Source organism: Curtobacterium sp. VKM Ac-2861, from assembly GCF_013204965.1.
Lineage (GTDB): Bacteria > Actinomycetota > Actinomycetes > Actinomycetales > Microbacteriaceae > Curtobacterium.
In genome coordinates, this window is record NZ_JABMLA010000004.1 from 245,490 (window position 1) to 267,760 (window position 22,271).

Below are 22,271 nucleotides of genomic sequence, written 5' to 3' on the forward strand. Positions count from 1 at the left end.
GGGCGCTCGCCGGCTCAGCGGCCCTGCGGTCTCAGCGTCGTTGCGGAGTCAGCGCACCTCGGCCGAGGCCCAGAGCGCGTTCACGCCCCGGCCCACCGGACGCAGGAGCGGGACCGCGACGAGCACCGTCGCCGCCAGGTAGGCCACGGTCTGCAGCAGCCCCGGGACGGAGAACGCGATGCCGAGTGCCTCCTGCGGCAGCGCCGTGAGGAGCACCGCGTTCGACAGCAGCGCGCTGACGAACCACAGCGACGCCGCCACGGTGACGACCCAGCCGAAGGCCCGCTGCGCGCCGTCCTCGTTCCGTACGGTCAGCACGCCGAACGCCACGAGTGCACCCTGCGCGACGACGACGAGCACCGCGGTGGCCCAACCCGGCGCCGGCCACAGGAGCGCGAACGCCAGGACCGACACCGCGAACGCGAGCGCCCGTCGGTCCTTCGCCCGCACCGCCGCGACGAGCACGACCGCACCCGCCAGCCCGGCCACCACCGTGGCGACGAGGAGCAGTCCGTTCGGCAGGTCCCACGGCGCGAGCCAAATCGTCCCCACCAGTCCACGCGCCCCGAACACGACGGCTGCGACGACCGCCGCGGCCGAGACCACCCGAACCCCCGTGATGTTCTGCATGCCCGCACACTACGCGCAGCCCGCGCGACGGGGAAAGCATGTTCTGTCCGGGCGGCTGACGGTCCTGGTTCGCGAACCGCGGGATTCGTGAACCAGAACCGTCAGAACCTCCGAGGGAGGTCGGTCTCCGGTGCGCGGACCCGCTGCAGCGCGCGTCGCATGGAGGCGGTGGTGCTGAAGCCGAAGCGTGCAGCGACCTCGGCGGGACGGTCACCCCGGGTGAGTGCACTCCGGACGCCGAGGCTCCGGAACCACCGTCCGAGCTGGGCCGGCGTGCAGCCCGTGGTCTCGGTGCACCGACGCTCGAGGGTGCGCGGAGACAGGCCGACGCCGTCGAGCAGGTCCGCAGTCGAGTGCCCGCCCGCCGGGTCGAAGAGCCGGTCGAGGACCCTCGCCAGGCTGTTGTCGCGCAGCAAGGGCGGTGGGTTGTCGTGGAGCACGGTCGTGACCACGAGTCGCGCGAGCGCATCCTGCTGCACGCCGTGCCACCGGCCGCCGTCGAGGTGACCGACGTGACGCAGCGCCAGCACGACGTCGGCCGATGGGAAGCCCGCGGGCTGGGTGGTGGCGATCGGCGGGAGCGCGAGGACCTCGGCAGCGAGTGGCCCCAGCTTCGCCGATCCGACGACGACGCCGGTGTCGGCGAACAGGGCCTCGTGCGGGAAGTCGTACGAAGGAGCAGTTCGAGGCGGACCGTGCCGCTCGGGGTCGGAGCCGATCGACGTCGTCGGGTGCTGCTCGACCAGTGCGGCTCCACCAGCCTCGATGAACACGAGTGTGTCGTCGCGGTGGAGCCAGACCGGCCGGTGCCGGGTCGCAACCCAGGCGTGCGTACCGTCCGGATCGAGATCGAGATCGAGCGTCCAGCGGTCGTCGTCGGATCGGATCTCCTCGCCGGGGCCGACCTCGAGGCCGACGGCGTCGATCAGTGCTCGGAGTGCGTCGCCCATCACCACGAGCATGTCCTGCGGGCCGTCCCGCGACGATCGGCCTCGGGAGATCTGTGGAGAGGGGGGATAACCCCACCCGGGGTGGGGAGGGGGCAGGATGGGGGAACGGCCCCGTGATCGCGAGGCTGGAGTCATGACCGACACCGACCGCCTCGACCAGGCGCGAACCGTCCCGCTGGACGACGTCACGCCCTCGCCCGACCAGGCCCAGACCGTCCCGCTGGGCGACTCCGTCCCACCTGGAGCCACCAAGCCGATGCCGCAGTACCCGCGACAGCACGACCAGCAGACGCCGCCGGCGTCGTGGGGAGCAACCCCGCCGAACGGATCGGCACCGGGTGGCGGCCGGGGCGGCAGCGCGGGCTCCGGCATGACCGCCGGCGCGTTCTACCGTGAGTCGTGGAAGCGCCTGCCGCGCGACTTCGGCTACATGGCCCTGACCGGGGTGCTGCTCTGCACGCTCTACTTCGCGTTCCCCGCGGCGATCTTCGGCGGCGGCTTCCGCGACCTGTTCAACCCGTTCGTGCTGCTGATGTTCTTCATCGCGCTGTTCGTGGCGCGGTGGCTCGGACAGTTCGAGAAGCTCCGCATCGGATGGGCAGACCGGCGTCCGATCCGCCCGGTGGACTGGACGCCCCGCTGGCAGCAGAACTGGTGGACGCGCACCGGTTCCGCGGTCGCCAACCCGCACTACTGGCTCTACCTGCTGCACGCAGCGGTCGTCTACCCGCTCGTCGCGCTCTTCACCGTGGGCGCCGGCGTCCTGCTGCTCGCCGGGTTCCTCTGGCCCGTCGGGCTCGCGGTGGTCGCGTTCGCGAACGGACTGAGTGCGCAGTACTTCGGGTGGGACATGACCTCCGTCGTCGGGTTCGGGTTCCTCGGGTTGCTGTCGATGGCCGCCTCGGTCGTGCTGTTCCCGCTCTGGGCCCGTGGCTCGGTCATCGCGCACTACTGGGTGGACTTCGGTCTGCTCGGCGGGTTCCGTGCCGAGCAGCTCGAGCAGCGCGTCGCCGGACTCCAGGCCTCCCGTGCCGGTGCCGTGACCGCCGAGGGTCAGGCCCTGCGCCAGATCGAGCGCGACCTGCACGACGGCCCCCAGCAGCGCCTGGTGCGGCTCCGGATGGACCTGTCGGCAGCGGAACGCGCGTTCGAGAAGGACCCGCAGAAGGCGAAGCAGCTGATCGGCGAGGCCTCCGAGCACGCGCAGGACGCCCTCGACGAACTGCGTGCGCTGTCCCGCGGGTTCGCCCCGCCGATCCTGCTCGACCGCGGGCTCGTGGCGGCCCTCGAAGCGCTCGTCGCCCGCACCCCGATCCCGGTCGGCCTCGACGTCCGCCTGCCCGAGGGCCTCGAGCTCGCGACGGAGATCCAGCGCAACGTGTACTTCACCGTGAGCGAGCTCCTGACGAACACCATGAAGCACGCCGGTGCCACGACCGCCGGGGTGTACCTCGGCCTCGTGGTCGACGCCTCCGGGCTCTGGTACCTGACCGTCAGCGTGACCGACGACGGCCGCGGCGGAGCACGACCCCAGCAGGGCCACGGCATCGAGGGCCTGATCGGCCGGATGCGCGCGCTCGACGGCGACCTGGTCGTCGCGAGCCCCGAGGGCGGCCCGACCGAGGCCACGGCGCGGATCCCGCTCGGTGCCCTGAACGGCGTCCCCACGACGGCGAACCCGCGGTCGTGACCCCACGGGAGCGCCCGCGCTCCCACTAGGCTGGTCGGCATGACAGACGGCCCGGATGCAGCACGCATCCGGGCCGTCGTCGTCGACGACGCCGTCCTGCTGCGCGAGGGCCTTGCCCGCGTGCTCGACGAAGCCGGCATCGACGTCATCGGTCAGTACGCCGACGCCCGCGCGTTCCTCGCGACGCTGCCGGACGGCGCTCCCGACGTCGTCGTCATGGACGTCCGGATGCCGCCGACCTTCACCGACGAAGGCGTCCGCGCCGCCGTCGAGACCCGCCGGATCGCCCCGCGCACCGGGGTCCTGCTCCTCTCGCAGTACGTCGAGGCCACCTACGCCGAAGACGTCCTCGCCGCCGGTGCGACGGGCATCGGCTACCTGCTCAAGGACCGCGTCACCCGGCTCGAGGAGATCGACGACGCCGTTCGTCGGATCGCGGCCGGTGGCACCGTGCTCGACCCCGAGGTCGTCACGCAGCTGATGAGCCGACGGCGCGACCCACTCGCCGCGCTCACCCCGCGCGAACGCGACGTGCTCGGCCTGATGGCCGAGGGTCGCACGAACGCGGCCATCGCCCGCGCCCTCGTCATCGGCACCGGCGCCGTCGAGAAGCACGTGTCGAGCATCTTCGGCAAGCTCGCGCTCGAGGACACCGGCGAGGACCACCGCCGCGTCCTCGCCGTGCTCGCCTACCTCGGATGAGCCGGTCCCGCGGATGAACCAGGCCCGCGGTACCGACCGGATCCCGGCTCCGCTGCTCGCCCTCACCGCGATGGTGTCCGTCCAGCTCGGGGCCGCGATCGCGAAGACCCACTTCGACGACGTCGGCGCGGTCGGGGCCGCGACGCTCCGGCTCGTCATCGGCGCGGTGGTGCTCGCGCTGGTCGTCCGTCCTCGCATCAGGCACTGGACCCGCGCGCAGTGGCTCGGCGCGGTCGGCCTCGGGCTGGCGCTCGGCGGGATGAACGTCTTCATCTACCTGTCGTTCGCGAGCATCCCGATCGGCGTCGCGGTGACGATCGAGTTCCTCGGCCCGCTCGCCCTGTCCCTCGTGCACACCCGGCGGTGGCGGGACGCGCTCTGGGCCGCCCTGGCGCTCGCCGGCGTCGTGCTGCTCGGGGTCGGCCCGAGCGCCGTGACCGAGGTCGGCGGCGTGGTCTGGGCCGTGCTCGCGGCGGCGTGCTGGGCGGGCTACATCGTGATGAACCGGCACGTCGGCGCCGCGATCCCGGGTGTCGACGGCCTGGTGGTGTCGATGGTGGTCGCGATGCTCGTGTCGCTGCCGTTCGGGTTCCCGTCCGCTGTCGACGGCGTGGTCCGCGAACCGGTGCTGCTGCTCGTCTTCGGCGCCGTCGCCGTGCTGTCGAGCGTGCTGCCCTACGCCCTCGAGATGCTGGCGCTGCGGCGGATGCCGACGCGGGTGTTCGGCGTGCTGCAGAGTCTCGGCCCGGCGATCGCCGCGCTGGCCGGCCTCGTGGTGCTCAGCGAGGGACTGTCCGTGCTGGAGACGGTGGCGCTGGTGTGCGTCACCGCTGCCAGCGTCGGCGTCACGCTGTCCGCGCGCCGCCGACGCCGCTGAACGACCGTCTACTCGTCGCCGAGGAAGTCGGCGTACGTGGGTTCCGTGTGCTCGCCCGACAGCAGGGCCGGATCGTTGACCCGTGCCTCGACGTAGGCGCTGATGACCTCGGGCGGGGTGAGCACGTGGGCGACCCAGGACGGCACCGCTGTGTTCTTCATGGTGCCTCCTCGTCCCGGAGCGGCACTCGAACGAATGCCTCGATCAGTGAGTTACTTGCCGAACCGGTGTTCGCTAAACCATCCTCGGGGTGCGAGCAGAAGTCAACGCGCTGCGTTCTGCGGACTCCGCATCGCGCGTTCCGCCTGGTCGGCGCGCAGGGTGCGGTGCTTCACGGCCGACCGCCACACCCAGGCGTCCGCCTGCTGTCCGAACTGCGCCCACTCGACCATGACGGCATCACGGGTCCAGCTCTTCGCGAAGGCCTTCACCCGGACGTGGAAGGTCGGGAACTGGATCCACGCCCAGACCGGCACGGGCGTGACGGCGTGGCAGACGTCGGGCCCACGGGCGTCCTCGGACAGCGAGTAGGCGCGCGGACGTTCGACCTCCGGGTGTTCCGGGGGCTGCCACCGGTTCTCGCGACGCCGTCCCACGACGGTATTCGAACGTGTGTTCGAACGGGAGTCAAGTCCGCCGCGCGCCGTGGACCTCGGCCGGACACCTGCTGGGCGTGTCGGATGGTGTCGACGGCGGGTCAGGACCCCGCGCGTGCCGTCGACTCCCGGACGCTGAGGGTCAGTGGTGGCCCGGGGCGTGACGGCAACGGGGCATCGGCGTCGATCTGCGCGCGCAGGAGCGTCGCCGCGCGCTGTCCGAGCTCCACGGTGTCGCGGGTCAGCGAGGTGATGGACGGCCGGACGAGCTGGATCATCGCCGAGTCGTCGAAGGACACGATCGAGACGTCGGTCGGCACCGCGACGCCCATCTCGCTCGCGACCCCGAGTCCGGCGACCGCCAGGACGTCGTTGTCGTACACGATCGCCGTCGGCCGACTGCTGCGGGACAGCAGGGTCCGGGTCGCACTCGCGCCGGCCTCGGCCGAGTAGTCGGTCGGGATCGACACGGCGTCCGTGAGCCCCTCGGTCGCCGCGAAGGCCCGGACGCGGCCGATCCGCATGGCGGTGTGCTCGAACTCGGGGCGCCCGGCGACGTGCGCGATGCGCCGGTGCCCGAGCGCGTGCAGGTACCGCAGGACCGTGTCGGTCGCGTCGCCGTCGTCGATCCACACGCTCGGTGCGGAGCCCTCGGGTGAGGGGTGGGAGCCGACGACGACCGTGGGCATGCCGAGTTCGGCGAGCAGGGTGAGCCGGTCGTCGTCGCGCCGCGGGTCGATGACGACGACGCCGTCGACCCGGTGCCCGCGCCACCAGGCCCGGTAGGTCTCGAGTTCCTCGGCCGCGTCGCGTGCCACGAGCAGGTTCATCCCGACGTGGGTGCCGGCGAGCCCGAGCTGGATGCCGGAGATCAGGTCGCCGAAGAACGACTCGGTGCCGAGCGTGCGGGCCGGCCGGTTCAGCACGAAGCCGATCGAGCCAGCCTTCGCGCCGCCCAGGGCGCGCGCTGCGGTGTGCGGTTGCCAGTCGAGTTCGCGAGCGATCGCGCGGACGCGTTCGCGGGTCTCGTCGGACACGCCGGGGCGGTCGTTGAGGGCGAACGAGACCGCACTGACGGACACGCCGGCACGCGCGGCGATGTCGGAGATCGTCGTTCGACGGTTCGTGGCCATAGGCTTGACTATAGCGTTTTAGTCCTCCATAGTCACTGCCACAAGCGGGTTCAGGGACAGGAACTGAACCGGTTCAGCACGATGACCACGCAGGATGACGAGGGAGTCAGACGCCATGAGGACCACCACACGTGCGACGAGGAGCCGCGCCGCAGCGCTGCTCGCAGGAGCTGCCGCCACGGCACTCGTCCTGACGGGCTGCTCGAGCGGCGGCAACGCGGCCGACACCGGCAGCGGGGAGATCAGCGGGTCGATCACGCTGCAGACGTGGGCGCTCACGCCGACGTACACGGGCTACCTGAACGGGGTGATCGCCGACTTCGAGAAGGCCCACCCCGACGCGAAGGTCAAGCTGCAGGACCAGCCAGGCGACGGCTACGCCGACAAGGTGCTCAGCCAGGCGTCGTCGAACTCGCTGCCCGACGTCATCAACCTGCCGCCGGACATCGCCCTGCCGCTCGCGAAGCGCGGGTTCCTGCAGGACGTCGCGAAGGACGACACCAAGCTCGCGAGCACGTACGTCGCCGGCGCGCTCGATTCCTACAAGTACAAGGGCGTCGACGGCACGTTCGGGTACCCCTGGTACCTCAACACCGACGTCGACTACTGGAACGCGACGATGTTCGCGAAGTGCGGCCTCGACGCGAAGAACCCGCCGAAGACCACCGACGAGCTGTTCACGCAGGCGAAGACCATGCACGAGAACTGCCCGACCGACTACCTGATGAGCCGGAAGCCCGGTCTCGGCGACTTCACCCTCGCCGGCGTGAAGGTCCTCAACGCGGACGGCACGAAGTTCACCTTTGCCGACTCGTCGAAGGCCGCCGACCTGATCGAGCGCTACAAGGACGCGTACCAGGACGGCTACATGCCCTCGAACGTGCTGAACAGCGACTACCTCGGCAACTCGACGCTGTTCACGCAGCAGAAGGTCGCCTGGACCACGGGCGGCGCCACCTCGCTCGCCGACTTCGAGAAGAACAACCCGTCGCTCAAGGGCAAGGTCACCGTCAGCCCGGCCCTCGACACCCCGCCGCTCTACGTGCAGGGCCTGTCGGTGTCCGCCAAGTCGAAGCACCTCGCCACCGCCGAGGCGTTCGCGAAGTTCATGACGAACGCGGAGAACCAAGAGGCGTTCGCGCACAAGGTCAACATCTTCCCGTCGACCACGTCGTCGCAGTCCGACCCGTACTTCTCGAAGGACGACGGCACCGTCAACGGCGAGGCCCGTGTCCTGGCGAACGAGGCCCTGAAGACCGCGAAGGTCCTCAACCCGGTCGAGGCGAACTCCGCGATGACGGACTTCCTCGACCAGCAGATCGCCCTCGCCATGAAGGGCCAGGTCGCGCCGGAGAAGGCGCTGCAGACGGCCCAGACCAAGATGAACAGCCTGCTGGCCAACGGCTGATGCGCGCCAACCGCTGGTTCACGCCCTGGCTGCTCGTCCTGCCGGCCCTCGTCTGGCTCGTCGCGTTCAGCCTCTGGCCGTCGATCAACACCGTCCGGCTGTCGTTCACGAACGCCAGCCCGCTGGGGGGCGTGAGCCAGTGGGTCGGGCTCAAGAACTTCGAGACCCTGCTCGCCGATCCGCAGGTGTGGGAGGCGCTGCTCAACAGCGTCATCTACATGGCGATCTGCCTGCCCCTGCTGACCGTGCTGCCGCTGCTCATCGCGGTGCTCGTCCAGCAGAAGCTGCCGGGGATCGCGTTCTTCCGCACGGCGTTCTACACGCCGGTCATCGCGTCGGCCGTGGTCGTCGGGCTCATCTGGACCTGGATCCTCGACGACCGCGGCGTCATCAACGAGATGGCGCAGGCGCTCGGCGTCGTGCAGGGCAGCGTCCCGTTCCTGACCGACCGGTGGCTGCTGCTCCTCAGCGCGATCAGCCTGACGGTCTGGAAGGGCCTCGGCTACTACATGATCATCTTCCTCGCGGCCCTCGGGAACGTCGGCAAGGACCTGCACGAAGCGGCCGCCCTCGACGGCGCCGGATCGGTGCGGCGGTTCTGGTCGGTCACCATGCCGGGGGTCCGCGGCACCATGACGCTCGTCGGGATCCTGGTGTGCGTCTCCGCGCTCCGGGTGTTCAGCGAGCTCTACATCCTCACCAACGGCACCGGTGGACCCGGCGGGCAGGACAACTCGCTCGTCATGCTCATCCAGCAGTACGCCCGCGGCTTCACCGGCAACCTCGGCTACGCGTCCGCCCTGAGCCTCCTGCTCTTCGTCGTGACACTGATCCCGATGCTCGCCCTCGCGCGGATGAACAGCAAGGCGGACAAGTGACGAACACGACGACCACCGAACCCGCCCTGGGCGGGGCGCGCGGTGCAGCCAGCCCGACGCCGGAAGTGACGGGCGCGACGGACGCGGGACGGGCCTCCCGGCCGAACGGACGGGACGGACGAGACGGACGCAAGCGCCGTCGCGCGGTCTGGGGTGTCATGTCCACCCGCGAGAAGGTCGTGCGCTACGTCCTGCTCATCGTGGTGCTCTTCATCACGATCGGCCCGTTCCTGTGGCAGCTGTCCACCTCGCTCAAGGGCGCCGGCGAGGACATCTACACCGCGAACCCGTCGTTCATCCCGACCGAGCCGACCATCGAGAACTACCTCAAGGTGGCCGCCGCGATCCCGGTCTGGCGCTACATCGGCAACTCGCTGCTCGTCGCCGCGATCGACGTGTTCGGCAACATCGTCTTCGCGACGCTCGCCGGCTTCGCTCTGGCGCGGCTGCAGTGGCGGCACCGCAAGCTCGTGCTCGGACTGTTCCTCGCCACCCTCGTCCTGCCCGGCGAGGCGACGATCATCTCGCAGTTCGTCACCGTCAAGGACCTCGGCCTCGCCGACAACCTGGTCGGCGTCGCCCTGCCCGGCATGATCGCCGCACTGAACGTGCTGCTCATGTTCAACGCGTTCCGGCAGATCCCCGAGGAGATCGACCAGGCCGCGGTGATGGACGGTGCGAACGCGATGCAGCGGCTGCGGTACATCTCGCTCCCCGCCGTGCAGGGGACGATCGCCGTCATCGCGATCTTCTCGTTCATCGGGGCGTGGGACGACTTCCTGTGGCCACTCATCGTGCTGCAGTCGCCGGAGAACCTCACCCTGACCGTCGGGTTGCAGTACCTGCAGGGCACGTTCGCGACCGACCAGCGCATGATCGCCGCCGGCACCATGATCGCGTTCATCCCGATCGCCGTGATCTTCGCCGTCCTGCAGCGGTTCTTCTTCAAGGGCATCGAAGAGGGCGGTGTGAAGGGCTGATGCGCTTCGGGGTCAACTACACGCCCTCGGTCGGCTGGTTCCACTCGTGGCTCGACTTCTCACCGTCGGACACCGCCAGGGACCTCGAGGCGATCGCCTCGCTCGGCGCCGACCACGTGCGGATCTTCCCGCTCTGGCCGGTGGTCCAGCCGAACCGCACCCTCATCCGGGCGTCGGCACTGCAGGACGTCGCGACGGTCGTGGACATCGCCGGCTCGTTCGGACTCGACGTCAACGTCGACGCCCTGCAGGGGCACCTGTCGAGCTTCGACTTCGTGCCGTCGTGGCTGGACAGCTGGCACCGTCGGAACATGTTCACCGACCAGGACGTCGTCGCGTCGACCGCGGCGTACGTCCGGGCGCTCGCCGCAGCGGTCGCGGACAAGCCGAACCTGCTCGGCATCACCATCGGCAACGAGGTGAACCAGTTCGCGCACGAGCCGCACCCCGCCCCGCACGACATCACGGCGGACCAGGGGCACGCGTGGGCGGCGGAGATGGTCGCGGCGGCACGGTCCGGGCTCGCGTCCGGTCCGTCCGGTTCGGCAGGTCCGGACGGTTCGTCCGGCCGGGAGGCCCGGCTCGACTCGTCCGCGTCGGCTCCGTCCGGCAGCGGGTCGCGTCCACGGCCGCTGGTCACCGTCGCGCAGTACGACGCGGCCTGGTACGACGACGCGCAGCCGTTCGGACCGGAGCACGCGGCGGACCACGGTGACGCCACCGTCACGCACTCGTGGGTGTTCAACGGCTCGGCGGCCCTGCACGGCGCACTCGGACCGGGATCGGTGCGGCATGGGGAGTACCTGCTCCAGCTCGCCGCCGCGTGGAACCGCGACCCCGCACGGCCGAACTGGCTGCAGGAGGTCGGGGCGCCCACCAACGTCGTCGATCCCGCCGACGCCGCCTCGTTCACCGAGCAGACCATCCGGCACGTGCTCGGGGCGCAGCAGGTGCTCGGTGTCACGTGGTGGTGCTCGCACGACGTCGCCAGGTCGCTCGCCGACTTCCCGGAGCTCGAGTACGACCTCGGGCTCTTCACCAACGACGGCCGGATCAAGCCCGCCGGCGAGGCCTTCGCGGCCGTCGCACGGTCCGGCGCCACCGACACCGCTGCTGCGCCGCCGGCCACGGCGCTCGTGCTCGACGACGTGCTGCCCGACGGCTCGGACCGACACGGGATGCGTGCCGACTGCGCCCCCGGCGGACGGTTCGCCGCCGCCTGGCTCGCGGTCGCGTCGGCGGAACCGGACGGTCGCGGCCCGCAGGTCGTCCTGCGGTCCCGGCTCGGCGACACCGGGATGCTCGCCGCCCGTGGCATCGATCGCTGCGTCGACGTGCCCACCGAGCTCGACTCCACGTCCATCCGCGTCGCGCACCCCGCGACCACGCGCTGACCAGCGCCCACGCCCCGACCCTGGAAGGCCCCATGCACGACGACATCCCCCTCACCACCGGACGGGCCCGCCGGGTCCTCGACGAGCGCATCACGCCGGCGGTGCACGCCACCGCCGTGCCGTTGGAGACCGCGTGGCACGAGCTGCCCGGTGAGCCCGTCCCGCCGACCGAGGGCCTGCAGCTCACCTTCGAACCGTACGAGGTCGGCACGCCCTGGGGTGCGGCCTGGGGGACGACGTGGTTCCGGCTCACCGGGACGGTGCCGGCCGAGTGGGCCGGTCGCCGGGTCGAGGCCGTGATCGACCTCGGCTTCGACAAGAACATGCCCGGGTTCCAGTGCGAGGGCCTCGTGTACCTGGCCGACGGCACGCCGGTGAAGTCGATCAACCCGCGCAACCAGTGGGTGCTGCTGACGGAACGGGCCGAAGGCGGGGAGACGATCGAGCTCTTCGTCGAGGCGGCGTCGAACCCCGTCCTGCTCGACTACCACCCCTTCCTCGTCACGCACGAGGGCGACATCCAGACCTCGTCGTCGAAGCGGCTGTACACCTCGCGCCGGATGGACCTCGCCGTGTTCGAGTCCGAGGTGCACGAGCTCGCGCTCGACATCGACGTCCTGCTCGAACTGCAGGCCGAGCTGCCCGAGGGACCGCGACGGATGCGGATCCTGCAGGCTCTCGACGACGCCCTCGACGCGCTCGACCTGCAGCACATCCCGGAGACCGCCGGGGACGCCCGTGCGGCGCTCGCCGAGGTGCTCGCCGCCCCCGCAGAATCCTCGGCGCACACGATCTCGGCGATCGGCCACGCCCACATCGACTCCGCCTGGCTCTGGCCGGTCCGCGAGACGATCCGCAAGGTCGCTCGCACCACCTCGACGATGACCGAGCTCATCGACCAGACCGACGACTTCCTGTACGGCATGTCGAGCGCGCAGCAGTACGCCTGGATCAAGGAACACCGCCCCGAGGTCTACGCCCGGGTGCAGGCCGCCGTCGAGGCCGGACGGTTCCTGCCGATCGGCGGCATGTGGGTCGAGTCCGACACCGTGATGCCGACCGGCGAGAGCATCGTCCGCCAGTTCTCGCAGGGGCAGCGGTTCTTCGAGCGCGAGTTCGGCATCCGGCCCAAGGGCGTCTGGCTGCCGGACAGCTTCGGGTACTCGCCGGCGCTGCCGCAGCTCATGCGCCGTGCGGGCTTCGAGTGGTTCTTCACGCAGAAGATCTCGTGGAACCAGGTCAACAAGTTCCCGCACCACACGTTCCTGTGGGAGGGCATCGACGGCTCACGGGTGTTCTCGCACTTCCCGTCGATGGACACCTACAACTCGCGCCTGTCCGGCAGCGAGGTCGCGAAGGCCTCCCGCCAGTTCCGTGAGAACCGGCTCGCCACGGGCTCGATCGCCCCGGTCGGCTGGGGCGATGGCGGCGGCGGCACGACCCGCGAGATGACCGGCACGGCTTCACGCCTCGCCGACCTCGAGGGCAGCGCGAAGGTCCGCTGGGAGCACCCCGACACGTTCTTCGACCGTGCGAAGTCCGAGCTGACCGACCCGCCGGTGTGGGTGGGGGAGCTGTACCTCGAGCTGCACCGCGCCACCCTGACCAGCCAGCACGGCACCAAGCAGGGCAACCGCCGGTGCGAACAGCTCCTCATCGAGGCCGAGCTCTGGGCCACGACCGCCGCCGCACGCAGCGACTTCGCCTACCCGTACGACGAGCTCGACGCCCTGTGGCAGCAGGTGCTGCTCCAGCAGTTCCACGACATCCTGCCGGGCACCTCGATCGCCTGGGTGCACCGCGAAGCCGAGGCGAAGTACGCCGAGACGGCCGCGGCGCTGACCGCGATCATCGGCCAGGCGCTCTCGGCGCTCGCCGGTGCAGGAGACGCGGCCGTCGTCGTGAACCCGGCCCCGTTCCTCCAGGCCGGCGCACCCGCGCAGGGCGCGGTCCTGGCGACCGACGTGGCGGAACCGACCGCTGTCACGCTGACGGAGCAGGACGGCGGGTACGTGCTGGCGAACGAGCTGGTGCGGGTGACGGTCACCGACCAGGGACTCGTCACGAGCGCCGTCGACCTGGCCAGCGGGCGCGAGGCGATCGCCGCCGGGCAGGCCGCGAACCTGCTGCAGCTGCACCAGGACTTCCCGAACATGTGGGACGCGTGGGACGTCGACCGGTACTACCGGAACCGGGTCGAGGACCTGGTGGACGTCTCGTCGCTCGAGGCCTCGGTCGACGACGCCGGTGTCGCCCGGGTCGTCGTGTCGCGGTCCTTCGGCGACTCGACCGTGCGACAGGAGATCGTCCTCGCACCGGACTCCCGCACGCTCGAGTTCGACCAGACGACCGACTGGCACGAGACCGAGAAGTTCCTCAAGGTCGCGTTCCCGCTCGACGTCCGCGCTGAGCACACCGTCGCCGAGACGCAGTTCGGGGCGCAGAAGCGGGTGACGCACACGAACACCTCGTGGGAGGCCGCGAAGTTCGAGACGTCGATGCACCGCTACGTGCTGGTGTCCGAGCCGGGCTTCGGCGTCGCGCTCGTGAACGACTCGATCCACGGGTTCGACACCACCCGCGACGCCGTCGACGGGCACGTCACCACCACCGTGCGGCTGTCCCTGCTGCGGGCACCGCGGTTCCCCGACCCCGAGACCGACCAGGGCGTGCAGACGCACCGGTACGGCATCGTCATCGGGACGGACCAGCTCGGAGCCACCGCGGCCGGCGTCCGGATGAACGCCGGCGGGCGGACCGTCACCGGGGCGCACGGGTTCGCGCCGCTCGTGCGGGTGTCCGGCGGGGTCATGCTGTCGAGCGTCAAGCTCGCCGACGACCGCTCCGGCGACCTGGTCGTGCGGGTGTACGAGCCGGTGGGGCGGCGGGGGACCGGCGGGATCGAGGTCGACGGGCCGTTCGGACCGGCTGCCGAGGTCACCCTGCTCGAAGAGCCGTTGACCGACACGGATGCGTCGTCGTTCGCCGTCGACGCGTACGAGGTGCGGACCTTCCGGTTCCCGCGCGTCTGAGACCCCGGTCGGCGACCGCCGGCCGGTTCATCACTCGAAGAGGAGTGTCATGAAGAAGTCCATGAAGTTCGGGATCGTGGCGGCAATCGCCGCGATGGTGGCGACGCCACTGGTGCCGTCAGCCGCGACCGCAGCACCGACCGCTGCTGCAGCCGCCGCCGGCACTGCCGCCGCGACGAAGTCGGGGCCGACGAGCATCGCCTACGTCGAGGTCAACAACGACCAGCTCGCGAACGTCGGCCGCTACACGCTGTCCGGCGGTGCGAACGCCTTCGACGTCGCGATCATCTTCGCGGCGAACATCAACTGGAACGGCTCCAAGGCAGTTCTGGTCAACAACGACAAGGTGCAGGCGACCCTCGACAACGCTGCCACGCAGATCAAGCCGCTGCAGGCGAAGGGCATCAAGGTGTCGCTGTCGGTCCTCGGCAACCACCAGGGTGCGGGCATCGCCAACTTCCCGACCCAGGCCGCGGCGTCGGACTTCGCGTCCCAGATCGCCGCCACCGTGTCGAAGTACGGACTCGACGGCGTCGACCTCGACGACGAGTACTCCGACTACGGCGCGAACGGCACCCCGCAGCCGAACCAGCAGTCGATCGGCTGGCTCATCACCGCGCTGCGTGCCCAGATGCCCGGCAAGCTCATCTCGTTCTACGACATCGGCCCGGCCTCGTCCTCGCTGTCGTCGTCGAGCAGCACCGTCGGCTCGAAGCTCGACTACGCCTGGAACCCCTACTACGGCACGTACTCGGCGCCGTCGATCCCGGGGCTCGGCAAGGACCGGTTGTCCGCTGCGGCGGTGGACATCCAGAACACCTCGCAGTCGACGGCGGTGTCGCTCGCGCAGCGCACGAAGGCGGACGGGTACGGCGTCTTCATGACGTACAACCTGCCGGGAGGTGACAAGTCCGCCTACGTCTCCGCCCTGACGCAGAAGCTCTACGGTCAGGCCGCGACGTACCGCTGACGCGTTCGCGCTGACGGCAGCTCGCGCCCCGTGCTCCCCGGTTCCGGCCTGGAAACACGGGGCGCGTCCGTCGTCCACGTCCCGCTGGCTCCGAGGAGGCACCAGTTCCTCCTCGCGCTTGACGGTTCCGGTTCGCAGATCCCGGTGATCGTGAACCGGAACCGTCACGGACCGAGATCGGAACCCGGTCCGGCGCGCTCGACGACGCGGCCGTACGATCGCGACATGGAGCTCGAGTTCCGCGGTGAGGTGATCGAGTGGCGCGGCCCGTCACCGTTCTTCTTCGCCGTCGTGCCGCCGGACGCCGCCGAGGTCATCGCCGACCTCGCGCGGATGCTCACCTACGGCTGGGGTGTGATCCCTGCCCGGGTGACGATCGGCGCCGTGACCTGGACCACCTCGTTGTTCCCGAAGGACGGCGGGTACCTCGTGCCGTTGCGTGCGGCGGAGCGCAAGCGTGCCCGGGTGGAACTCGGCGACGCCCCGCAGATCACGCTCGAACTCGGCAGTCCCTGACGACGCACGGTGCGCGCGTGTTCGCCCCGTGCGACGTTGATCGCTCGGTGCGCCGGAACAACCTCGCACCGAGCGTGTAACCGCGCACCAGCTGAAGCAAGAGAGGGGATGACGGGAATCGAACCCGCGTGGCCAGTTTGGAAGACTGGGGCTCTACCATTGAGCTACATCCCCGCGCTGCGCACGTGTCGCAGCCCGACCATCGTAGCGGACGAACGAGTACCGACATGCCACCCCGTGTGATGCTCCCGCCGACCGACGCCGATGCGCGGCGGATCAAGCGGTCGCGGGTGGTCTCGTACGCGCTGGTGGTCCTCGCCGCGATCGTGTTCTCGATGCGCCCGGAGCTGTTCGGCGATCCGCAGTCGCAGCCCGCGCACGCCCTGCTGCACGTGTGGCGGATCGTCGTCGGCATCGTGCTCGCTGTCGCGGCGCTCGGGGTTCAGGTGGTGGTCGGCGTGCGGTGGCGCAACGGCCTGCGACGCGCCGCAGCGGACGAGTGACGTCCCTCCCGGGAACCGCGCACCGGGGGACCGCTAGACTCATCGGCGTCGCATGCGCCCTTCGGCGCGCGCGGACACCCTGGCCCAGTCAAACGGGGCGTAGCTCAGCTTGGTAGAGCGCCCGCTTTGGGAGCGGGAGGTCGCAGGTTCAACTCCTGTCGCCCCGACCAGGTCCTCGAGAACCATCGACCACACGAACGTCAACCAACAGGAGAACATCCCGTGGCCACCAGCACCGTCGACAAGGTGAGCGACACCCGCGTCAAGCTCACCGTGAACGTGACGCCGGAAGATCTCAAGCCGAGCATCGACCACGCGTACAAGCACATCGCCGAGCAGATCAACATCCCCGGCTTCCGCAAGGGCAAGGTCCCGCCGGCGATCGTCGACCAGCGCGTCGGCCGTGGCGAGGTCCTGAACCACGCCGTCGGTGACGCCATCGACAACTTCTACCGCCAGGCGGTCGAAGAGCAGGAGCTGCGCATCCTCGGCCGTGCCGAGGCCGACGTCGCCGAACTGCCGAACCTCGCCGACTTCGCGGGCGACCTCGTCCTCACCTTCGAGGTCGACGTCCGTCCCGAGTTCGACCTGCCGGACTACTCCGCGTACGAGCTCACCGTCGACGCCGTCGAGGTGTCGGACGACGAGATCGAAGAGGAGCTGCAGAACCTGCGCACCCGCTTCGGCACGCTCGTGACCGTCGACCGTCCGGCGAAGACCGGCGACTTCGCGCAGATCGACCTGACCGCCAGCATCGGCGACGACGAGGTCGACTCGGCCACCGGCGTCTCCTACGAGATCGGCTCCGGCGACCTGCTCGAGGGCATCGACGAGGCGCTCGAGTCGCTGACCGCCGGCGAGTCGACGAACTTCGAGTCGAAGCTCGTCGGTGGCGACCGCGAGGGCGAGACCGCCCAGATCGCCGTCACCGTCACCGCCGTCAAGGAGCGCGAGCTCCCCGAGGCCGACGACGAGTTCGCCCAGATCGCCAGCCAGTTCGACACGATCGACGAGCTCAAGGCGGACCTGAAGGAGCAGATCGCGAAGTCCAAGACCTTCGGTCAGGGCGCCGCGGCTCGCGACAAGCTCGTCGAGAAGCTCATCGAGGACGTCAACATCCCGATCTCGGAGCAGCTCATCGAGGACGAGGTGCACCGTCACCTCGAGCAGGAGAACCGCCTCGAGGACGACGAGCACCGCAAGGAGGTCTCCGAGTCCAGCGAGAAGGCCTTCCGCTCGCAGATCCTCCTCGACTCCATCGCCGAGAAGGAGGAGATCCAGGTCTCCCAGGAGGAACTGACCCAGTACCTCATCCAGGCTGCTGCGCAGTACGGCATGGAGCCGGCCGAGTTCATCAAGGTCATCGACCAGAACGGCCAGATCCCGGGCATGGTCGGCGAGGTCGCCCGCTCGAAGGCGGTCGCGACCGTCCTGTCGAAGGTGACCGTCAAGGACACCAACGGCGACGCAGTCGACCTGTCCGCCTTCACGGCGGGCGTCGCGCAGGCCCCTGCTGAGGACGCCGAGTAACGAACTCGACGCCACCAGCGATACAGACGGGAGGCACGGTGCCAGCTGGCACCGTGCCTCCCGTCTCGTCTTTTCCGCACCACCGCATTGCTGTCGGCGAACACACGCGAAGTGGTGCGTTGCAACCGATAAGTTCGACAACAAGCGACAACTGAACGGGAGCTTTTCCATGGCCGAAGCAACACTGAACCCCAGTGTTTTTGACCGCCTTCTGAGAGACCGGATCGTGTGGCTCGGCTCCGAGGTCCGCGACGACAACTCGAACGAGATCGCAGCCAAGCTGCTGCTGCTCGCCGCCGAGGACCCTGAGAAGGACATCTACCTCTACATCAACTCGCCCGGTGGCTCGATCACCGCCGGTATGGCGATCTACGACACGATGCAGTTCGTCCCGAACGACATCGTCACCGTGGGCATCGGCCTGGCCGCGTCGATGGGACAGTTCCTGCTGTCCTCCGGCACGCCGGGCAAGCGCTACATCACGCCGAACGCCCGCGTCCTGCTGCACCAGCCGTCCGGCGGGTTCGGCGGCACCGCTGCCGACATCCAGACGCAGGCCAAGGTCATCCTCGACATGAAGCAGCGCATGGCGGAGCTCACGGCCGAGCAGACCGGCAAGTCGATCGAGCAGGTCCTCAAGGACAACGACCGCGACAACTGGTTCAGCGCGCAGGAAGCCCTCGAGTACGGCTTCGTCGACCACCTGCGTGCCTCGTCGGCCGAGGTCGTCGGCGGTGGTGGCACCGTCGGTGACGGCGCGACGCCGACCGCGGCTGCCGACCCCGACGCCCAGTCCTGACCCCCACCGAAGAAAAGGAAACGAGAATGCATCTCCCAATGCTCGGTGGCGCGCAGAACGTCCCGGCTCCCTCTGATCGGTACATCCTGCCGAGCTTCGAGGAGCGCACGGCCTACGGCTACAAGCGCCAGGACCCGTACGCGAAGCTCTTCGAGGACCGCATCGTGTTCCTCGGTGTCCAGGTCGACGACGCGTCGGCTGACGACGTCATGGCCCAGCTGCTCGTGCTCGAGTCGATGGACCCCGACCGCGACATCGTCATGTACATCAACTCGCCCGGTGGCTCGTTCACCGCGATGACGGCGATCTACGACACGATGCAGTACATCCGTCCGCAGATCCAGACGGTCTGCCTCGGTCAGGCTGCCTCGGCCGCGTCGGTGCTCCTCGCCGGTGGCACGCCGGGCAAGCGTCTGGCTCTGCCGAACGCCCGCGTGCTCATCCACCAGCCCGCTGTCCAGCAGGGTGGCGGCCAGGCGTCGGACATCGAGATCCAGGCGGCGGAGATCCTCCGCATGCGCACCTGGCTCGAGGAGACGCTGTCGAAGCACTCCAACAAGACGCCGGCGGAGATCAACCACGACATCGAGCGCGACAAGATCATGTCCGCGCAGGAAGCCGTGGAGTACGGCCTGATCGACCAGGTCCTCACCAGCCGCAAGAACCTGCCGGCGCTCGTCAAGTAGCACCAGCAGGAACGACGAAGGCCCCGCACCGATCGGTGTGGGGCCTTCGTCGTGCGGCGGTGTCAGTCTTCGGTGTCGTCCGTCTCGGGCGCGGGGCGGTGCCGCAGGAGCAGCAGGACCGCGACGACCGCGGCGACGAGGACGACGCCTCCGGCGCCGATCCAGAGCGCGTCGGTCGCGGCCGAGTCGGTGTCGCCAGAGGCGGTGCCGGTGGTGGCGGCCGCGGTGGAGTCGTCTCCCGCGGTGGCGCAGGTCGGCGGCGTGGTCGATCCCGAGGCCGCGGAGAAGCCGGACGGGGCCTTCCACGTGAAGGCGTACTCGTCGGAGACGGTGTGGCCGTCGGCGGAGACGATCTGCCACTCGACGGTGTAATTCCCCGAGTCGCCGAGGGCGGCGGGCGTGGTCATCGAGGGGCCGTCGATGTCGACGCAGCCGTCCTCGTAGTACTTCCCGTCCGGGCCCACGACCCGGAAGGCGAAGCCAGAACCGGAGTCGCCGATGTCGAGCAGCTTGTCGTTCGTGGTGATCTCGAACGCCTTCGGCAGGCTCGTGAGTGTGCCGCCGACCTCCGGGGTGGACGCGATCAGGTAGTTGTGCGCGCTGGCGGGACCCGCGAGCCCGAGGACCGCACCGCCCGCGATCGCGACGGCCGCGGCGGACCCGGCCACGAGCCTCCAGGCAGAGGACCGCAGCCGAGTCCGACGCGAGCCGCGTTGCGTCACTTGGCGGAGCTCCGACGACGCGTGCCGGCGACGGCGACGACCAGGGCGACGGCGCCGAGCACCAGACCGCCCAGGCCGAGGAAGCGGCCGACCAGGTCGGGGTCCGCGGGGGTCGTCGAGCCGGCTGCGGCCTCGGCGGTCGGGGTGGTGGCGACCGGGTCACCGTCGTCGTCCGTGGCCTCGGCCGCGGTCAGCGTGATCGAGGGGGCCGGGTGCTCGGGCTCGGCCTCGCCGGCCTGCTGCTCCTGGTTCCACTCGACCGAGCCCTTCTCGCAGGTCTGGATCGCGGGGAACTCGACGAGGTCGCCGGCCTTGCCGTCCGGCAGCGAGAAGGAGAGGGCGAAGGTGTCGCGCTCGTCGGCGGGGAGCGGGGTCTTCGCGGTGTAGGTGATGCTCGTGACGCGCTCGGCGGCGTCCTCGGCGTGCTCACCGTCGGCCGCGGCGGAGGGGCTCGTGTACGGCTCGGTCGCCTTCGTGATCTTCCAGTTCGGGTTCACGGTGGGGGTGACCTCGATGACGGACTCCGGCACCTGGAACTCGATCTTCGTGGTGGGGGAGCCGTCGCAGCCGTGCGGGACCGAGAAGGTCGCCGTGGTGTACGAGTTCGCGGCGGTCGAGGTGGCCGTCGCGGACACGTGCGCGCTGGCTGCGCCGGCGGTGCCGAGGACGATGACGGCCACGGCGCCGAGGGTGACGGCGCCGCCGGCGGCGAGACGCTTCTGCATGGGGATCCTTCGATGGTCGGGACGGTGTTTCTACAACTTGTAGAGAAGACTGGATCACGGTAGCAGGCCCGAACGCCCTGGGCGAACGCGCGCGCGAAATCCCGCGGCGCCGCACGGTCGGTGTCACCGGTTGCGGTTAGGCTCGTGTCCACGACGAGGTGCCCACCAGCAGCGGTGCACCAGCGGCCGGTGCGAGTGCGCGGGCCGGCACGTCCAACCAGGGAGGCACGGCAATGGCACGCATCGGAGAGAGCGGGGACCTCCTCAAGTGCTCCTTCTGCGGCAAGAGCCAGAAGCAGGTCCAGCAGTTGATCGCCGGTCCGGGTGTCTACATCTGCGACGAGTGCGTCGAGCTGTGCAACGAGATCATCGAGGAGCGTCTGGCGGAAGCCGGCGAGGACACCTCGAGCGGTGACTTCGAACTGCCGAAGCCGCGCGAGATCTTCGACTTCCTGCAGGAGTACGTCATCGGGCAGGACCCGGCGAAGCGCGCCCTCGCCGTGGCCGTCTACAACCACTACAAGCGCATCCGGGCGCAGGGGCAGATCACCGCTGCCGAAGACCGCGACGACATCGAGATCGCGAAGTCGAACATCCTGCTCATCGGCCCGACCGGCTGCGGCAAGACCTACCTGGCGCAGACCCTGGCGAAGCGCCTCAACGTGCCGTTCGCCGTCGCCGACGCCACCGCCCTGACCGAGGCCGGCTACGTCGGTGAAGACGTCGAGAACATCCTGCTCAAGCTGATCCAGGCCGCCGACTACGACGTCAAGCGGGCCGAGACCGGCATCATCTACATCGACGAGGTCGACAAGATCGCCCGCAAGGCCGAGAACCCGTCGATCACGCGCGACGTCTCCGGCGAAGGCGTGCAGCAGGCACTGCTCAAGATCCTCGAGGGCACCGTCGCGTCGGTCCCGCCGCAGGGTGGTCGCAAGCACCCGCACCAGGAGTTCATCCAGATCGACACGACGAACGTCCTGTTCATCGTGGCCGGTGCGTTCGCCGGGCTCGAGGACATCGTGTCCTCGCGCGTCGGCAAGCGGGGGATCGGCTTCGGGGCGCCGCTGCACAGTGCGACCGACCACCAGGACCTGTACTCCGAGGTCCTGCCGGAAGACCTGCACAAGTTCGGCCTGATCCCCGAGTTCATCGGTCGTCTGCCCGTCGTCACCACGGTGTCGCAGCTCGACCAGGCAGCGCTCATGCAGATCCTGACCGAGCCGAAGAACGCGCTGATCAAGCAGTACCAGCGGATGTTCCAGATCGACGGCGTCGAGCTCGAGTTCGACCAGGGTGCGCTCGAGGCGATCGCCGACCTGGCCGTGCTGCGCCAGACCGGTGCCCGTGGTCTGCGCGCCATCCTCGAAGAGGTCCTCGGCCCGGTGATGTTCGACGTCCCGTCCGACGACGACGTCGCCCGCGTGGTGATCACCCGCGAGTCCGTGCTCGAGAACGCGGCGCCGACCATCGTGCCCCGGCCGCGGGCGAAGCGCGTCGAGAAGTCGGCGTAGCGCCCCGCTCGCGACGAAGCCCCGCACCGGATCGGT

The 22,271-nt window shown here is 69.8% G+C and carries 22 protein-coding genes and 2 tRNA genes; 16 read left to right on the forward strand and 8 right to left on the reverse strand.

Annotated features, from left to right (window positions below):
- Positions 1–48 precede the first annotated feature (48 nt).
- Positions 49–630, reverse strand: a complete 582-nt coding sequence (locus tag HQQ88_RS12105; RefSeq protein WP_123938870.1) for a hypothetical protein — start codon at positions 628–630, stop codon at positions 49–51.
- A 101-nt stretch (positions 631–731) separates the two neighbouring features.
- The gene (locus HQQ88_RS12110; RefSeq protein ID WP_173169557.1) at positions 732–1,580 is read right to left on the reverse strand and encodes a helix-turn-helix domain-containing protein; all 849 of its coding nucleotides are present in this window, start codon (positions 1,578–1,580) and stop codon (positions 732–734) included.
- A 133-nt stretch (positions 1,581–1,713) separates the two neighbouring features.
- Here HQQ88_RS12110 and HQQ88_RS12115 point away from each other — a divergent pair, with 133 nt between their 5' ends.
- The 3 genes from HQQ88_RS12115 to HQQ88_RS12125 are packed head-to-tail and all read left to right on the forward strand — an operon-like array spanning position 1,714 to position 4,849.
- Entirely contained in the window at positions 1,714–3,270 is a 1,557-nt protein-coding gene (locus HQQ88_RS12115) for a sensor histidine kinase (RefSeq protein WP_123293985.1), read from the forward strand.
- A gap of 39 nt (positions 3,271–3,309) precedes the next feature.
- Positions 3,310–3,972 (forward strand): response regulator transcription factor, encoded by a 663-nt coding sequence (locus HQQ88_RS12120; protein ID WP_111084503.1) that lies wholly within the window; start codon positions 3,310–3,312, stop codon positions 3,970–3,972.
- 13 nt (positions 3,973–3,985) lie between these two features.
- Positions 3,986–4,849 carry an EamA family transporter gene (locus tag HQQ88_RS12125; protein WP_173169558.1) on the forward strand — a complete coding sequence of 288 codons (864 nt, stop codon included), beginning with the start codon at positions 3,986–3,988 and terminating at the stop codon, positions 4,847–4,849.
- 8 nt (positions 4,850–4,857) lie between these two features.
- On the opposite strand, the gene HQQ88_RS12130 is transcribed toward HQQ88_RS12125, so the two are convergent.
- From HQQ88_RS12130 to HQQ88_RS12140, 3 genes are all read right to left on the reverse strand, one after another.
- Entirely contained in the window at positions 4,858–5,010 is a 153-nt protein-coding gene (locus HQQ88_RS12130; RefSeq protein ID WP_159572741.1) for a hypothetical protein, read from the reverse strand.
- Positions 5,011–5,112: 102 nt separating this feature from the next.
- Positions 5,113–5,445: a hypothetical protein gene (locus HQQ88_RS12135; RefSeq protein ID WP_123293983.1), complete on the reverse strand. Its 333-nt coding sequence runs from the start codon at positions 5,443–5,445 to the stop codon at positions 5,113–5,115.
- Positions 5,446–5,546: 101 nt separating this feature from the next.
- On the reverse strand, positions 5,547–6,578 hold the full coding sequence (locus HQQ88_RS12140) for a LacI family DNA-binding transcriptional regulator (RefSeq protein ID WP_173169559.1): 1,032 nt from the start codon (positions 6,576–6,578) through the stop codon (positions 5,547–5,549).
- Positions 6,579–6,693: 115 nt separating this feature from the next.
- On the opposite strand from HQQ88_RS12140, the gene HQQ88_RS12145 reads away from it, so the two are divergent.
- The 7 genes from HQQ88_RS12145 (at position 6,694) to HQQ88_RS12175 (ending at position 15,756) form a co-directional block, all read left to right on the forward strand.
- A complete protein-coding gene (locus tag HQQ88_RS12145; protein ID WP_123293981.1) occupies positions 6,694–7,986 on the forward strand; it encodes an ABC transporter substrate-binding protein in 1,293 nt (430 codons plus the stop codon).
- On the forward strand, positions 7,986–8,864 hold the full coding sequence (locus HQQ88_RS12150; protein ID WP_111084508.1) for a carbohydrate ABC transporter permease: 879 nt from the start codon (positions 7,986–7,988) through the stop codon (positions 8,862–8,864). Before HQQ88_RS12145 ends, HQQ88_RS12150 begins: the two co-directional genes overlap by 1 nt.
- Positions 8,865–9,022: 158 nt before the next feature.
- Positions 9,023–9,844, forward strand: coding sequence for a carbohydrate ABC transporter permease (locus HQQ88_RS12155; RefSeq protein ID WP_173169560.1), 822 nt, complete (start codon positions 9,023–9,025; stop codon positions 9,842–9,844).
- On the forward strand, positions 9,844–11,238 hold the full coding sequence (locus HQQ88_RS12160) for a cellulase family glycosylhydrolase (protein ID WP_173169561.1): 1,395 nt from the start codon (positions 9,844–9,846) through the stop codon (positions 11,236–11,238). Before HQQ88_RS12155 ends, HQQ88_RS12160 begins: the two co-directional genes overlap by 1 nt.
- A gap of 32 nt (positions 11,239–11,270) precedes the next feature.
- Positions 11,271–14,270 carry a glycoside hydrolase family 38 C-terminal domain-containing protein gene (locus tag HQQ88_RS12165; protein WP_173169562.1) on the forward strand — a complete coding sequence of 1,000 codons (3,000 nt, stop codon included), beginning with the start codon at positions 11,271–11,273 and terminating at the stop codon, positions 14,268–14,270.
- Positions 14,271–14,319: 49 nt separating this feature from the next.
- Positions 14,320–15,240, forward strand: coding sequence for an endo-beta-N-acetylglucosaminidase H (locus tag HQQ88_RS12170; protein WP_173169563.1), 921 nt, complete (start codon positions 14,320–14,322; stop codon positions 15,238–15,240).
- 225 nt (positions 15,241–15,465) lie between these two features.
- Positions 15,466–15,756 carry a DUF1905 domain-containing protein gene (locus HQQ88_RS12175; RefSeq protein ID WP_173169564.1) on the forward strand — a complete coding sequence of 97 codons (291 nt, stop codon included), beginning with the start codon at positions 15,466–15,468 and terminating at the stop codon, positions 15,754–15,756.
- Positions 15,757–15,859: 103 nt separating this feature from the next.
- On the opposite strand, the gene HQQ88_RS12180 is transcribed toward HQQ88_RS12175, so the two are convergent.
- Positions 15,860–15,930, reverse strand: a tRNA-Gly gene (locus tag HQQ88_RS12180).
- 53 nt (positions 15,931–15,983) lie between these two features.
- Here HQQ88_RS12180 and HQQ88_RS12185 point away from each other — a divergent pair.
- The 5 genes from HQQ88_RS12185 (at position 15,984) to HQQ88_RS12205 (ending at position 19,274) form a co-directional block, all read left to right on the forward strand.
- Positions 15,984–16,259, forward strand: coding sequence for a hypothetical protein (locus tag HQQ88_RS12185; RefSeq protein ID WP_131921664.1), 276 nt, complete (start codon positions 15,984–15,986; stop codon positions 16,257–16,259).
- 93 nt (positions 16,260–16,352) lie between these two features.
- Positions 16,353–16,429: transfer RNA gene (locus HQQ88_RS12190), tRNA-Pro, on the forward strand.
- Between the two features lie 52 nt (positions 16,430–16,481).
- Positions 16,482–17,789 (forward strand): trigger factor, encoded by a 1,308-nt coding sequence (gene tig, locus HQQ88_RS12195; protein WP_159572754.1) that lies wholly within the window; start codon positions 16,482–16,484, stop codon positions 17,787–17,789.
- Between the two features lie 169 nt (positions 17,790–17,958).
- Positions 17,959–18,588, forward strand: a complete 630-nt coding sequence (locus HQQ88_RS12200) for an ATP-dependent Clp protease proteolytic subunit (protein WP_111084515.1) — start codon at positions 17,959–17,961, stop codon at positions 18,586–18,588.
- A 26-nt stretch (positions 18,589–18,614) separates the two neighbouring features.
- The gene (locus tag HQQ88_RS12205) at positions 18,615–19,274 is read left to right on the forward strand and encodes an ATP-dependent Clp protease proteolytic subunit (RefSeq protein ID WP_111075987.1); all 660 of its coding nucleotides are present in this window, start codon (positions 18,615–18,617) and stop codon (positions 19,272–19,274) included.
- Positions 19,275–19,336: 62 nt separating this feature from the next.
- Here the strand turns inward: HQQ88_RS12205 and HQQ88_RS12210 are convergent, their stop codons facing one another.
- Positions 19,337–19,942 (reverse strand): copper resistance CopC family protein, encoded by a 606-nt coding sequence (locus HQQ88_RS12210; protein WP_173169565.1) that lies wholly within the window; start codon positions 19,940–19,942, stop codon positions 19,337–19,339.
- Positions 19,943–19,992: 50 nt separating this feature from the next.
- Complete coding sequence (locus HQQ88_RS12215) at positions 19,993–20,721, reverse strand: YcnI family protein (RefSeq protein WP_123341090.1); 729 nt, start codon at positions 20,719–20,721, stop codon at positions 19,993–19,995.
- 233 nt (positions 20,722–20,954) lie between these two features.
- Here HQQ88_RS12215 and clpX point away from each other — a divergent pair, with 233 nt between their 5' ends.
- On the forward strand, positions 20,955–22,235 hold the full coding sequence (clpX, locus tag HQQ88_RS12220) for an ATP-dependent Clp protease ATP-binding subunit ClpX (RefSeq protein ID WP_111084519.1): 1,281 nt from the start codon (positions 20,955–20,957) through the stop codon (positions 22,233–22,235).
- Positions 22,236–22,271: the final 36 nt, after the last annotated feature.